Here is a 14,507-nt window from a genome sequence, read left to right as displayed (position 1 = left end):
GTGCCGGTATGTGCCGGAACATCCATACCCTTCACAATTTCGAGCCAGCCGCGACTTCAGATGAAGTGCAGGCAGCGGCGTTGCAGTACGTGCGGAAGATCGCGGGGGCGACGAAGCCATCGAAGGCGAACCAGGAAGCCTTCGATCACGCCGTCGCCGAGATCGCGCACGTGACGCAGCATCTGCTCGCCGATCTCGTCGCCACGACACCGCCCAAGAACCGCGAGGAGGAGGCGGAGAAGAAGCGCGCACGTGCGATCGCCTCAGGACGCTACGCAGCTTGACCGATGACCGATCGGCGCGACCACAATGTCGCCGTCGATGACTGTCGATGACCTCCCATGACCTCGAATGACATAGGAGGTGCGAGTGAGCGCACTCGCTCGCTACCGTCGCGTCATGACTCTTCTTCAGGACCAGATCGCATCCGTCACTGACGTCACCGCAGCCGAGCGGGCGCAGCGCCTCACCGAGGCGGGAACGACGTGGAACGAACGCATCGCTCGCGACGCCAAGAACGCCGAACTCACGTACAAGGTCGTCGGCCGTGGGATCGGCTCGGTCGCGACCGAGATTCAGGCGGGCACGCACCGTTTCCTCGTCGATGAGCCCGGTGCGCTCGCCGGAGATGATGCGGCCGCGAGCCCTGTCGAGTACGCGCTCGGCGCGCTCGTGTCCTGTCAGGTCGTGGTCTTCCGCCTCTATGCGCAGGCGCTGGGCCTGACCATCGATGAGATCGAAATCACCGCCGAGGGTGACCTGGACGTGCGCAAGCTTTTCGGGATCGACGAGTCAGGGCGGGCGGGCTTTCACGACGTGCGGGTGAAGGTCGACATCACCGGCCCTGACACCGCCGAGCAGTATGAGAATCTGCGCCAGGTCGTCGACGCGCACTGCCCCGTCCTCGACATCTTCTCCCGGCCGGTCCCTACCTCCGGTGCTCTCGCCTGATCGGATTCGCCTGGGACGAGAGACGGGTTGTTCGTGCACGATGAACGCCGGTGTGTACGCCGCGCACGCGGGAAGCACATTGCCGATGGCAGGTAGGCTGGTCTGGTGAGCATGGACATCGAAATCGGCCGAGGCAAGCGCGCACGTCGCGCGTACACGTTCGACGACATCGCGGTGGTACCGTCGCGGCGGACTCGTAACCCCGAGGATGTTTCAACTGCGTGGACGATTGACGCCTACCAGTTCGATACTCCGATCATCGGTGCACCGATGGACTCTGTGGTCAGTCCTCAGACGGCAATCGCGCTCGGCAAACTCGGCGGCATCGGCGTGCTCGACCTCGAAGGCCTGTGGACTCGCTACGAGAACCCGGAGCCGCTGCTGGCAGAGATCGCTGAGCTTCCCGACGCCAAGGCGACAGTGCGGATGCAGGAGCTGTACTCCGAGCCGATCAAACCGGAGCTCATCAAGTCGCGACTCGCGGAGATCCGGGAAGGCGGCGTCACGGTCGCAGGCTCCCTTACGCCGCAGCGCACTCAGGAGCTCTACGACACCGTGGCCGCCGCGGGCGTAGACCTGTTCGTCATTCGCGGCACAACCGTCTCGGCTGAGCATGTCTCCAGCGTCGCCGAGCCGCTGAATCTGAAGAAGTTCATTTACGACCTCGACGTTCCCGTCATCGTCGGTGGCGCTGCCACCTACACGACAGCCCTGCACCTGATGCGCACAGGCGCGGCCGGTGTGCTTGTCGGCTTTGGTGGGGGAGCAGCGTCCACCACTCGCGTGACTCTCGGCATCCACGCGCCGATGGCCACTGCTGTTTCGGACGTTGCCGCTGCGCGTCGCGACTACCTCGACGAGTCTGGCGGACGCTACGTTCACGTCATCGCTGATGGTGGCGTCGGCACGTCTGGTGACATCGTCAAGGCGCTTGCTATGGGCGCGGATGCTGTGATGCTGGGCGTCGCGCTCGCACGCGCAACGGATGCACCCGGCCGTGGCTTCCACTGGGGTCCTGAGGCGCACCACCCGCAGCTTCCGCGTGGCCGCCGCGTTGAGACCCCTGGCATCGCGACGCTCGAAGAGATCCTGTACGGGCCGGCTCCTGTCGCCGACGGCACAGCCAACCTGATCGGGGCTCTCCGCAAGTCCATGGCCACCACTGGATACTCCGATCTCAAGGAGTTCCAGCGGGTAGAGGTCGTACTCGCTCCCTACCACCTGTCCTGACGGGCGCGCACAGCACGTGACGATTCCACAGGAGTTCCCGCCGACCCTTCGTGAGGTCATGCTGCGCGGACGCTGGATTGGCGTACTCCTCGCCTGCCTCGTGGTCGCTGGCGTCTTCGCTTTCCTCGGCCAATGGCAGCTCGAACGTGCCATCAACACCGACCCCGCTCCAGTGGGGATCACGGAAGACGTGCGTCCGCTCGCCGATGTCGTATCTCCGGGCCAGTATCTCCCCGAGCCATACGTCGGCCAGCGAGTGGAGACCACCGGCACCTGGGTCGCTGACGACTTCCTGGTCGTCTCATCGCGCTTCAATGACAATGCCGAGGGTTACTGGGTGACCGGTCAGCTGCGCGTCGCCGAGCGCACCTCGATCGCCGTCGCTGTCGGATGGGCACCAGATCGTGAAACTGCGGATGCCGCGGCATCCGCTCTCGAGAAGGATGCCGCAGGGACGAAGGCGACGATCACAGGTCGCGTCATCTCTGACGAGGGCCCGTCGCTGCCGACCACGGACGATCCGCTGGCGATGACCCGGATGTCCCCGGCGATGCTGCTGAGCCAGTGGCATGACATCGAGGAACTGTCGGTGTACCGTCCGTATCTTGCTTCAGTGGATGCTTCGGAGGGGCTGGTCGACATCGTCTCGCCCGCTCCGGAAGAGCTCGCAACGGTCAACTGGCTGAACGTCTTCTATGCCATCGAATGGGCCGTCTTCGCCGGCTTCGCTTTCTACATCTGGTATCGCCTGGCGAAGGACCGCTGGGAGATCGAAGTCGAAGAGTTCGAGGAACGCGCAGCCGTCGCTTCCTGACGTCAAGGATGACGCTCGGGTTACTGATCGGCAAACACCATTGAGAGTGTCGGATCCGCTCAGTATGCTCACGAACATGTGCGTGCGCTGTGAGCGCCCACATCGGCAGTTTCACGAGAGCTGCCGTTCGTGTCGACGAGGAGAGTCACCGATGATGTCAGCCCCAGACGGCAGGAACCTCCGGGCTTCTGTTTCGCACAGTAGAGGCAGGGGCCGCATCGGCACCCTTGCTGCAACGTGCGTTGTTGCTCTCGGCGCCAGCGCCCTGATCGCAACGCCCGCCTTCGCCAATGCGTCAGGCACGGGCCTGGTCATCAACGAGGCGTATCTCTCTGGGGGGAGCACGGGTGCTGCGTTCAAGAACAAGTTCGTCGAGCTCTACAATCCGACTTCGGCTCCGATCACTCTCGACGGGCTGTCGCTGCAGTACCGCTCCGCGACGGGAACCGGCAACTTCAACGGGGTCGCAGCGCTCACCGGCGTCGTTCCGGCAGGCGGCTACTTCTTGGTGCAGGGCAACAGCAACGGTGCGAACGGCGCCGAACTGCCGAACCCGGATGCCATCACCACTCTGACTCCGAGCGGCACCAACGGTACGCTTGCGCTCGTCGAGGGCACCGCCGCCGTCAATCTCACCCCTGGGTCGGTCGCAGGCTTCGACGGCGTCGTCGACCTTCTCGGCTACGGCACCTCGAACACGTTCGAAACTGCCGCAGCGACACCGCCGGCTGGCAACACCGATGTGAAGTCGCTGAATCGCACCGACGGCGTCGACACCGACGACAACAGCACAGACTTCACCCTGTCTGCCACGATCACCCCGCAAGGCTCCGGCGCCACAGATCCGGACCCGGACCCGGACCCCGACCCCGATCCGGGCACCGACCCGGTTGCGGTGTCGATCGCTGAGGTGCAGGGCACTTCCGATGTCTCGCCGCTGAACGGCCAGACCGTGATCGTCGAGGGTATTGTCACCGGTGACTACCGCGTCGGCGGCTACAAGGGAATCTCGATCCAGACCGCGGGCAGCGGTGGAGACACGGATGCCACCCCCGGAGCATCCGATGGCGTCTTCGTGTTCCTGGACAACCTCACTCCGACACTCGCGATCGGTGACCTGGTCTCGGTCACCGGCGCCGTCAGCGAGTACTTCGGCCAAACGCAGATCTCTCCGGCATCCGTCGACGTCATCACCACTGGCTTCGGCGTTCCTGCAGCCACTCCGCTGCCGGAAACCGTGGTCGGTGCCGACCGCGAGGCCTACGAGAATATGCTCGTGGCTCCCAGCGGCACTTACCGCCTGGCATCCAGCCACCAGCTTTACAACTTCGGCACGCTCTGGCTGAACCCGGGCGAGCTGAACGTCAAGAGCACCGAGACGACCCGTCCCGGACCCGATGCTGACGCCATCGCGAGCGCGAACCGTGCGGATCGCATCCTCCTCGATGACGGCTGGAACTCGCAGGTCACCAGCGGAGCGCACACCGGCGAGCAGCCCTACTTCACCACCGACACCACGGTGCGAAACGGTGATGTCGTCGACTTCGCTGAGACCGGCTATGTGCTGCAGTACGGCTTTGACGACTGGCGCCTACAGCCAGTCATCGCGATCGACGACGCGAGCGACGCGACGTACAAGGCGACGTTCACGACCGAGAACCCGCGTACGGATGCAGCCCCAGAGGTTGGCGGCGATGCGCAGATCGCAGCGTTCAACGTCTTCAACTACTTCACGACGTTGCAGAGCGAGAGCAGTAACGCGCGAGGCGCCAAGACGGCCGCGCTGTTCGAGATCCAGAAGTCGAAGATCGTCACCGCGATCAACGGTCTGGATGCCGAGATCGTGGCGCTTATGGAGATCGAGAACTCCATCCACTTCGGCAAGCCCGTCGATACGGCTGTCGCGGATCTGGTCGCAGGGCTCAACGAAGATGCCGGATCTGACGTCTGGGCGTACGTGCCGACTCCGGCTGCGCTACTGACCACCGACACCGACGTGATCACCAATGCGATCATCTACAAGACGGATGCCGTCACCCCGGTGGGAGACAGCACCACAGTGGTCGACGAGACGGTGTGGGGAAACGCCCGCGAGCCGATCGCACAGGCCTTCGATATCGACGGAAAGACCGTTTCGGTCGTCGCCAACCACTTCAAGTCAAAATCTGGTGACGGCGCGGAGCCCGCGGATGGCCAGGGCCACTTCAACGCCGACCGCGTGAAGCAGGCGCAGTCGCTGCTGGCCTTCACCGAGACGTTGGCAGAGACCAGCGGCAGCGAGGACATCCTGCTGCTCGGCGACTTCAACGGGTACAGCATGGAAGACCCGATCGATGTGTTCGCGCAGGCCGGTTGGACCGACCTGGTGCCTGCCGCCGATGCCGGTTACACGTACACGTTCGACGGTGAGCTCGGCTCACTCGATCACGCGATCGCCTCGCCATCGCTCGCCCAATCGGTGACCGGCACCGGCGTGTGGGGCATCAACTCCGCAGAGTGGAGCGACCGTGGCTACGCGTTCGGCGCGGTCGAGGCGGGCACGCCCTTCCGATCCAGCGACCATGACCCTGTGATCGTCGGCGTCTCCAGCGAGATCCCGCCGGTGAGCATCGACATCGTCACGATCAACGACTTCCACGGAAGGATCGAGGCCGACGGCGTCGCGGCGGGTGCTGCGGTTCTCGCGGGCGCCGTGCAATCGGTGCGTGATGCGAACGCGAACACGGTGTTCGCTGCGGCCGGTGACCTCATCGGAGCATCCACCTTCACCTCGTTCATTGCCGATGACAACCCGACGATTGATGCGCTGAACGCGGCAGGGCTCGATGTGAGCGCAGCCGGAAACCACGAGTTCGACCAGGGCTGGGAAGACCTGGAGGGTCGTGTGCAGGATCGTGCGGACTGGGAGTACATCTCCTCGAACGTGTTCGTCACCGAGACCGGTGAGACCGCTCTTGCTCCGGCGTGGGTGACTGAGATGGACGGCGTGAATGTCGGTTTCATCGGCGCCGTGACGGAGGAGCTTGGCTCGCTGGTCTCGCCGGAGGGTATCGCCGATCTCGAGGTGCGCAGCATCGTTGATTCGGTGAATGCCGTCGCCGACGATCTCACCGATGGGGATGCCACGAACGGCGAAGCCGACGTGCTGATTCTCCTTGTGCATGAGGGTGCGACCTCGACCGACATCGCCAGCATTACACCGGAATCTGCACTCGGCGAGATCGTCGCCGGTGTCGATGACAGTGTGAGCGCGATCGTCTCCGCGCACACGCACCTCGCATACAACCACGTCGTCGACGGCCGCCCGGTCATTTCGGCGGGCCAGTACGGCGAGAACTTCGGGCTGATGAACCTGCAGGTCGATCCCGAGTCGAAGGAGCTCATTTCGATCACCAACGAGATCAAGCCGCTCACGAAGTCGGAGAAGGACCCGGTCACCGGTAAGGTCACCGTCACGCCGCTCTACGACGCCGACGGTGACGTGCAGAAGATCGTCGACGCGGCCAAGGTCGAGGCGGACGTGCTGGGCGCGGAGCCGGTCGGTGCGATCACTGGTGACTTCAACCGGGCGCGTCAGAGTGACGGTTCGGAGAACCGCGGTGGCGAATCGACGATCGGAAACTTCGTCGCCGACGTGCACAAGTGGGCGACGGGTGCGGAGATCGCGATCATGAACCCGGGCGGCATCCGCGCGAACCTCGCGTACGCCTCGTCCGGAGCATCCGACGCCGACGGCAACGTGACATTCCGCGAAGCGGCGACGGTGCAGCCGTTCGCCAACACGCTCGTCACGCTTGACCTCACCGGTGCGCAGCTGAAGAGCGTGCTGGAGGAGCAGTGGCAACCGGAAGGGTCAAGTCGTCCATTCCTGAAGCTCGGCGTCTCGGAGGGCCTGCAATACACCTATGACCCGACGGCAGAGGCAGGGGAGCGGATCACCTCGATCACCCTGAACGGTGAGCCGATCGACCTTGCGGCGTCGTACCTCGTCGCCGCGAACTCGTTCCTCGCAGCGGGTGGAGACAACTTCTTCACCTTCGCCGAGGGCACGAACAAGGCTGACACCGGCAAGATCGACCTCGCGTCGATGGTCGACTGGTTCGACGCCAACGGCACGGCGACGACCGATCTCGCACAGCGCGCGGTCGGTGTGACGCTGAGCGCACCGGATACCGACGGCTACAGTGCCGGCGATCAGGTCACGATCGATCTCTCCTCGCTGGCGTTCAGCGCGGGCGAGACAGTGCCGGCCGAGGTCTCGGTTTCGCTCGGCAACATCGCACTCGCCACGGGCGCGATCGATGCGGCCATCCTCGACACCACCGACGAGGTCGGACGCGCGAGCCTGACGTTCGCGGTTCCGGATGGCGTGATCGGCGAGCAGCAGCTCACCGTGATCGCCGGGGAGACGAGCGTCCAGGTGCCGTTCACTGTCACCGGTGAGATTGGCGGAGGAGAGTTCATCGGCACCATCGAGGTCGCCGCGAAGACGGTGAGCGCGGGCAAGAAGCTCACGGTGACCGGCGTCGACTTCGAGCCCGGTGAGATCGTGACAATTACGCTCGAGTCGAGGAAGGGCAAGATCCTCGAGCTGGGTACCGCTTCGGTGAACGAGGACGGCACCTTCACCAGTGCGGTCACGGTCCCGAAGAGCGCGGATGCCGGAAAGCACACGGTCATCGTCGCCCAAGAGGACGGTGATCAGGCCACCGGTACCGTCACCGTCAACCGCGGCAAGGTCGGCGGCATCGTGCGCGACATCCTCGACTGGCTGTGGGACATCATCGGCGGCTGGTTCTGAGGCTGGACTGAGCAGGAGGCCGTCGGGAGTGATCCCGGCGGCCTTCGTCGTGCGCACGCTCGCCACCGTGGCAGATCACGCCAATCGGAGAAGACCATTGAGGATGTCGGCGGTTAGCCATAGGCTCACAATCGGGCGCCTCTTTCACACGCTGACGTGCGACTGCGGTGTTGCCTCTTCGTGTGCCTCACGATGGCGTGCGAAGTCTTTCCTGTCGACGTCGAGGAGAACCACCGAATGATGTCCGTCCCTGTCGGTGCAGTGCAACGCATCGGATCGTCCCACCCACACCGACGAGGACGCCTTGCGGCACTCGCCGCCACCGCGACTGCAGCGCTCGCCTTCGGCGGGCTGGTGGTCGCCCCGGCCTACGGGGCCGAGCAGACCATCGCCGAAGTGCAAGGCACGGGTGCGTCGTCGCCATTGGCAGGTCAGAACGTCACCGTCGAGGGCATCGTCACCGGCGACTACCGCGTCGGCGGCTACAAAGGAATCTCCATCCAGACCGCGGGCAGCGGTGGAGACACGGATGCCACACCCGGAGCATCCGACGGCATCTTCGTATTCCTTGACCTGCTGGCCCCCACGCTGGAGATCGGCGATCTCGTCTCGGTTACCGGCATCGTCACCGAGAACTTCGGACAGACCCAGATCTCGCCCTCGACGGAGCAAGAAGTCGCCGTGATCACTGCGGGAGTCGGCGTTCCTGCTGTCACCCCGCTTCCCGATACCGTCATCGGTGCAGACCGCGAGGCCTACGAGAACATGCTGGTGGCGCCCACCGGCACCTACCGGCTGGCATCCAGCCATCAGCTTTACAACTTCGGCACGCTCTGGCTGAACCCTGGCGAGCTGAACGTCAAGAGCACCGAGACCACTCGTCCCGGCACCGATGCCGACGCGATCGCCGATGAGAACCGTGCCGAGCGCATCCTGCTCGACGATGGCTGGAACTCGCAGGTCGTCAGCAACGCGCACCCGGGCGAGCAACCGTACTTCACAACCGGCACGACCGTGCGCAACGGCGACCTCGTCGCGTTCGCAGAGACCGGTTATGTGCTGCAGTACGGCTTCGACGACTGGCGGCTGCAGCCGGTGATGGCAATCGACGACTCCAGCGGCGCGATGTACAAGGCGACGTTCACAGCCGAGAATCCGCGCAGCGATGCGGCCCCCGAAGTCGGCGGCGATGCGCAGATCGCAGCATTCAACGTCTTCAACTACTTCACGACCCTGGGCAGCGAGAATTCGGAAGCCCGTGGCGCGGCGAACTCCGAGAAGTTCGCGATCCAGAAATCCAAGATCGTCACCGCGATCAACGGGCTGGGGGCAGACGTCGTCGCGCTGATGGAGATCGAGAACTCGATTCACTTCGGCAAGCCGGTGGACACCGCCGTCGCTGACCTGGTCGCGGGACTCAACTCCGCGGCAGGTGCGGACGTGTGGGCGTACGTGCCGACTCCGGCCGCGCTCGTCGACACCGCCACGACGGATGTCATCACCAACGCGATCATCTACAAGACGGATGCCGTCACCCCGGTCGGCGACAGCGCCACCGTCGTCGATGAGACCGTGTGGGGTAACGCGCGCGAGCCCATCGCGCAGACCTTCGACATCGACGGCAAGCTCGTCTCGGTCGTCGCCAACCACTTCAAGTCGAAGTCACCGCCGGAAGACGGTGGAGATGAGCCCGCTGACGGCCAGGGGTTCTTCAACTCCGACCGCGTCGCGCAGGCGAACTCGCTGCTCGGCTTCACGCAGACGTTGGCAGAGACCAGCGGCAGCGATGACATCCTGCTGCTCGGCGACTTCAATGCGTACGCGCAGGAAGACCCGATCAACGTCTTCGCCCAGGCGGGTTGGACCGACCTCGTGCCGGCGCACGCCGCAGGCCAGTACACGTACACGTACGACGGCGAGCTCGGCTCGCTCGACCACGCGATCGCCTCGCCATCGCTCGCTGCGTCGGTCACCGGCACCGGCGTCTGGACGATCAACTCTCCGGAGTGGAGCGACCGCGGATATGCCTTCGGTGCTGCCGAGTCCGGCACGCCGTTCCGATCCAGCGACCATGACCCGGTGATCGTCGGAGTCTCCAGTGAGATTCCGCCGGTGAGTATCGACATCGTCACGATCAACGACTTCCACGGTCGCATCGAGGCGGATCGTGCATCTGCCGGTGCTGCGGTTCTTGCCGGAGCGGTGCAGACCGTGCGCGACGCGAACCCGAACACGGTGTTCGCGGCGGCCGGTGACCTCATCGGCGCATCCACCTTCACCTCGTTCATCGCTGATGACAACCCGACGATTGATGCGCTCAACGCGGCAGGGCTCGATGTGAGCGCAGCCGGAAACCACGAGTTCGACCAGGGCTGGGAAGACCTGCGCGACCGCGTGCAGGACCGTGCGGACTGGGAGTACATCTCCTCGAACGTGTTCGTCACCGAGACCGGTGAGACCGCCCTCGCTCCGGCATGGGTGACCGAGATGGACGGCGTGAATGTCGGCTTCATCGGCGCCGTGACGGAGGAGCTCGGCTCGCTGGTCTCGCCGGAGGGTATCGCCGATCTCGAGGTGCGCAGCATCGTCGACTCGGTGAATGCCGTCGCCGACGATCTCACCGACGGGGATGCCACGAACGGCGAAGCCGACGTGCTGATTCTCCTTGTGCATGAGGGTGCGACCTCGACCGACATCGCCAGCATCACACCGGAATCTGCACTCGGCGAGATCGTCGCCGGTGTCGATGACAGTGTGAGCGCGATCGTCTCCGCGCACACGCACCTCGCATACAACCACGTCATCGACGGCCGCCCGGTCGTTTCGGCGGGTCAGTACGGTGAGAACTTCGGGCTGATGAACCTGCAGGTCGACGCAAAGTCGAAGGAACTGATCTCGATCACCAACGAGATCAAGCCACTCACCGAAGACGACGTCGCGCTGTACCCCGCGGTTCAGAGTGTGCAAGACATCGTTGATGCGGCAACCGCCGAGGCGGACGTGCTGGGAGCTGAGCCGGTGGGTGAGATCACCGCCGACTTCAACCGGGCACGTCAGAGCGACGGTTCAGAGAACCGCGGTGGCGAATCTACAGTCGGCAACTTCGTCGCCGATGTGCACAAGTGGTCGACCGGGGCAGACATCGCGTTGATGAACCCCGGTGGTATCCGTGCAGACCTGACCTTCGCCTCGTCTGGAGGAAACGACGCCGACGGCAATGTGACGTTCCGCGAAGCGGCGACGGTGCAACCATTCGCCAACACGCTCGTCACGCTCGACCTCACCGGTGCGCAGCTGAAGAGCGTGCTGGAGGAGCAGTGGCAGCCGGCGGATTCGAGTCGTCCGTTCCTGAAGCTCGGCGTCTCGGAGGGTCTGCAGTACACCTATGACCCGACGGCAGCGGCAGGGGAGCGGATCACCTCGATCACGTTGAACGGCGAGGCGATCGACCTAGCGGCGTCATACCTCGTGGCGGCGAACTCGTTCCTCGCGACGGGTGGAGATAACTTCTTCACACTGGCTGAAGGCACGAACAGGGCGGATACCGGCAAGATCGACCTCTCCTCGATGGTGGAGTGGTTCGACGCCAACGGCACCGCGACGCCTGACCTCGCACAGCGCGCGGTTGGTGTGACGGTGAGCGCAGCGGACGCCGACGGATTCAGCGCCGGTGAAGAGGTCACAATCGACCTCTCATCGCTGGCGTTCAGCGGCGGAGAAGCAGAACCGGGCGACGCCACCGTCTCGCTGGGGGACGCCGTGCTCGCCACTGGCGCCGTCGACTCCACGATCGTCGACACCACCGACGAAGCGGGTCGTGCCAGCCTGACATTCACCGTTCCGGAGGACGTGTTCGGCGCGCAAATGCTCACCGTCGCGACCGCCGCGTCGGGTACGAGCGTGCAGGTGCCGATCGAGTTCGCTGATGCGCCTGCGGCTCCGGGCAACATCACTCTCGGGGCGACCTCGGTTGCAGCCGGTGGCACGGTTGACGTCAGCGGTGAAGGTTTCGACGCCGGCCTCGAGCTGGTGCTGGAGCTGCGATCCACGCCGGTGCAGGTCGGTGCCGTGACCGTCGCAGATGACGGCACGTTCCGCACCACCATTACCGTGCCGAAGAATACCGCGGCCGGCGAGCACACTCTCGCGGCGATTCAGCCGAACGGCGCGGAAGCCACTGCGACGCTGACCGTCACTGCGGCGCCCGGTGGCAGCGGTCAGCTGCCGACGACCGGTGCGGATTCCACCCCGTACATCGTCATGGCAGTAGTCCTGCTGCTGCTCGGTGTCGGGTTCCTGGTGTTCCGTCGCCGTCGCCGCGTGGACGAGAACGCCGACGAGTAAACGCAGCGCAGCTCGCGTGAGTATGAAGGCCGTCGGGAGTGATCCCGACGGCCTTCGTGGCGTGGCGACCACCTGCGCCACCTCGACAGGTTCACCAGGATCGGGCAGCCCGCTCCCAGAGGAAGGCACCGGGTGCGGCTGACCGCCCAGCTCGGCCTGCAGCTGAGCGCGAGCGGCATCCGCGTAATCTGGCCTGGTCAGCGCGACCAGGCCATCGCCCTACGCGTGACCGAGACTGCTGCAGACCCCGGGTAGAATGGACTTCATGCGTGAACCGAAAGCTGCCTCCTTCCCGAAGATCCGCGGGGCGCTGAAGTTCTACCAGGTTGCGTCGATCATCACCGGCGTCATGCTGCTTCTGCTGCTGACCGAGATGATCCTGAAGTACAGCCCCATCCACGTCGAGCTCTTCGCCGGCGGATCGGGTGGTCTGCTCTGGTTCGCCGACGTGATCGTGGGGGACGGATGCCAGTGGTATTCGCTCTTCGTCCCGGGCGGCATGGGCTGTGAACTCATCTCGGTGGGCGATGGCACGAACCTCTCACTGCTGATCCTCGTCGCGCACGGCTGGTTCTACGTTCTTTACTTGTTCGCCATCTTCCGTCTGTGGAGCCTGATGCGCTGGTCGTTCATCCGCTTCATCACGCTCGCGCTCGGTGGTGTCATCCCGGCCCTCTCCTTCGTCATGGAGATCAAGGTCTCGCGCGAGGTCAACGCCTATCTCGTATCCCGCGAAGCAGCAATCGCTGCAGAAGCCGCATCTGCACAATCCCAGGAGGCAGCGCGATGAGCGCCGACACCGCCCAGCGTCCCGTCCTTGTCGTCGACTTCGGCGCCCAGTACGCACAACTCATCGCGCGCCGCGTGCGCGAAGCCGGCGTCTACAGCGAGGTCGTGCCGCACACGGTCAGTGCTGCAGAGATCAGCGAGAAGAACCCGGTCGCACTGATTCTCTCCGGTGGGCCGTCATCGGTCTACGAAGAGGGCGCACCCGCGCTTGATAACGCGATCTTCGATCTCGGCATCCCCACTCTCGGCATCTGCTACGGCTTCCAGGTCATGGCGCGCGCACTCGGTGGCGAGGTCGCGAACACTGGCCTTCGCGAGTACGGCGCGACGGATGCTGCGCTCACCGGCGACGGTGGCGTGCTGCTCGGCGGACTGCCGAACACCCAAAACGTGTGGATGAGTCACGGTGATCAGGTCGCCAAGGCGCCCGAGGGCTTCGAGGTGCTCGCATCCACGGCGGACACTCCTGTCGCCGCGTTCGGCAGTGCCGAGAAGTGCTTCTACGGTGTGCAGTGGCACCCCGAGGTCAAGCACTCCGACCACGGCCAGGCCGTCATCGAGAACTTCCTGCACAAGGCTGCGGGCCTCTCCGCAGACTGGAACAGCGGCAACGTCATCGAAGAGCAGATCGCCCGCATCCGCGAGCAGGTCGGCTCGGCTCGCGTGATCTCGGCGCTGTCCGGCGGCGTTGACTCGGCTGTTTCGACGGCGCTTGTGCACAAGGCGATTGGTGACCAGCTCACCGCCGTCTTCGTCGACCACGGTCTCCTGCGCAAGGGCGAGCGCGAGCAGGTGGAGAACGACTACGTCGCATCCACGGGTGTGCGCCTGATCACGGTGGATGCCGCAGACACATTCCTTGGCCACCTAAAGGGCGTCAGCGATCCAGAGCAGAAGCGCAAGATCATCGGCCGTGAGTTCATTCGGGCGTTCGAGAAGGTGCAGCTGGATCTCGTCGCTGAAGCGAAGGCTTCCGGCGAGCCGGTGAAGTTCCTCGTGCAGGGCACTTTGTACCCTGACGTCGTCGAGTCCGGTGGGGGCACCGGAACAGCGAACATCAAGTCGCACCACAACGTCGGCGGTCTTCCGGAAGACCTCGACTTCGAGCTCATCGAGCCGCTGCGCACCCTCTTCAAGGACGAGGTGCGCCAGATTGGCCGTGACCTGGGTCTTCCCGAAGCGATCGTCGGGCGGCAGCCCTTTCCGGGGCCAGGCCTCGGCATCCGCATCGTGGGTGAGGTCACCGCTGACCGTCTCGAGATTCTGCGCGAGGCCGACGCCATCGCCCGCGAGGAGCTGACCAAGGCTGGTCTCGACAGCGAGATCTGGCAGTGCCCCGTTGTGCTGCTCGCCGACGTTCGCTCAGTGGGTGTGCAGGGCGATGGTCGCACTTATGGACACCCGATCGTGCTGCGCCCGGTCTCCAGCGAAGACGCGATGACGGCCGACTGGACCCGCCTGCCGTACGACGTGCTGGCGAGGATCTCCAATCGCATCACGAACTCGGTGCGCGACGTGAACCGTGTGGTGCTGGATGTCACGTCCAAGCCGCCGGGGACCATCGAGTGGGAGTAGGAC

Annotated in this window: 9 protein-coding genes; all 9 read left to right on the top strand. The window is 64.7% G+C overall.

Annotation, left to right across the window (positions count from 1 at the left end):
* Positions 1 to 8 precede the first annotated feature (8 nt).
* Positions 9 to 284, top strand: a complete 276-nt coding sequence (locus ACSU04_RS06420; protein WP_439283986.1) for a DUF2277 domain-containing protein — start codon at positions 9 to 11, stop codon at positions 282 to 284.
* Between the two features lie 115 nt (positions 285 to 399).
* Positions 400 to 951 (top strand): OsmC family protein, encoded by a 552-nt coding sequence (locus ACSU04_RS06415; RefSeq protein ID WP_439283984.1) that lies wholly within the window; start codon positions 400 to 402, stop codon positions 949 to 951.
* Between the two features lie 111 nt (positions 952 to 1,062).
* A complete protein-coding gene (locus ACSU04_RS06410) occupies positions 1,063 to 2,181 on the top strand; it encodes a GuaB3 family IMP dehydrogenase-related protein (protein ID WP_439284021.1) in 1,119 nt (372 codons plus the stop codon).
* 58 nt (positions 2,182 to 2,239) lie between these two features.
* Positions 2,240 to 2,995 carry an SURF1 family protein gene (locus ACSU04_RS06405; protein WP_439284019.1) on the top strand — a complete coding sequence of 252 codons (756 nt, stop codon included), beginning with the start codon at positions 2,240 to 2,242 and terminating at the stop codon, positions 2,993 to 2,995.
* 151 nt (positions 2,996 to 3,146) lie between these two features.
* Positions 3,147 to 7,796, top strand: a complete 4,650-nt coding sequence (locus tag ACSU04_RS06400) for an ExeM/NucH family extracellular endonuclease (protein ID WP_439288806.1) — start codon at positions 3,147 to 3,149, stop codon at positions 7,794 to 7,796.
* A gap of 237 nt (positions 7,797 to 8,033) precedes the next feature.
* On the top strand, positions 8,034 to 12,140 hold the full coding sequence (locus ACSU04_RS06395) for an ExeM/NucH family extracellular endonuclease (RefSeq protein WP_439288805.1): 4,107 nt from the start codon (positions 8,034 to 8,036) through the stop codon (positions 12,138 to 12,140).
* A gap of 132 nt (positions 12,141 to 12,272) precedes the next feature.
* Positions 12,273 to 12,395, top strand: a complete 123-nt coding sequence (locus ACSU04_RS06390) for a hypothetical protein (RefSeq protein ID WP_439283979.1) — start codon at positions 12,273 to 12,275, stop codon at positions 12,393 to 12,395.
* Positions 12,396 to 12,405: 10 nt separating this feature from the next.
* Positions 12,406 to 12,930 carry a DUF3817 domain-containing protein gene (locus tag ACSU04_RS06385; RefSeq protein WP_439283977.1) on the top strand — a complete coding sequence of 175 codons (525 nt, stop codon included), beginning with the start codon at positions 12,406 to 12,408 and terminating at the stop codon, positions 12,928 to 12,930.
* On the top strand, positions 12,927 to 14,504 hold the full coding sequence (gene guaA, locus ACSU04_RS06380; RefSeq protein WP_439288804.1) for a glutamine-hydrolyzing GMP synthase: 1,578 nt from the start codon (positions 12,927 to 12,929) through the stop codon (positions 14,502 to 14,504). The genes ACSU04_RS06385 and guaA overlap by 4 nt, the downstream gene beginning before the upstream one ends.
* Positions 14,505 to 14,507 lie beyond the last annotated feature (3 nt).

It is taken from the genome of Microbacterium sp. A84 (assembly GCF_051842815.1).
Classification (GTDB): Bacteria; Actinomycetota; Actinomycetes; order Actinomycetales; family Microbacteriaceae; genus Microbacterium.
Note: the sequence above shows the minus strand (reverse complement) of the source record. Positions and strands in the feature narration are given on the sequence as shown.

Bases quoted from the DNA above. Each gene is read 5' to 3' on its own strand.
- ACSU04_RS06420 (WP_439283986.1), top strand. From the start codon at position 9: ATGTGCCGGAACATCCATACCCTTCACAATTTCGAGCCAGCCGCGACT.
- ACSU04_RS06415 (WP_439283984.1), top strand. From the start codon at position 400: ATGACTCTTCTTCAGGACCAGATCGCATCCGTCACTGACGTCACCGCA.
- ACSU04_RS06410 (WP_439284021.1), top strand. From the start codon at position 1,063: ATGGACATCGAAATCGGCCGAGGCAAGCGCGCACGTCGCGCGTACACG.
- ACSU04_RS06405 (WP_439284019.1), top strand. From the start codon at position 2,240: ATGCTGCGCGGACGCTGGATTGGCGTACTCCTCGCCTGCCTCGTGGTC.
- ACSU04_RS06400 (WP_439288806.1), top strand. From the start codon at position 3,147: ATGATGTCAGCCCCAGACGGCAGGAACCTCCGGGCTTCTGTTTCGCAC.
- ACSU04_RS06395 (WP_439288805.1), top strand. From the start codon at position 8,034: ATGATGTCCGTCCCTGTCGGTGCAGTGCAACGCATCGGATCGTCCCAC.
- ACSU04_RS06385 (WP_439283977.1), top strand. From the start codon at position 12,406: ATGCGTGAACCGAAAGCTGCCTCCTTCCCGAAGATCCGCGGGGCGCTG.
- guaA (WP_439288804.1), top strand. From the start codon at position 12,927: ATGAGCGCCGACACCGCCCAGCGTCCCGTCCTTGTCGTCGACTTCGGC.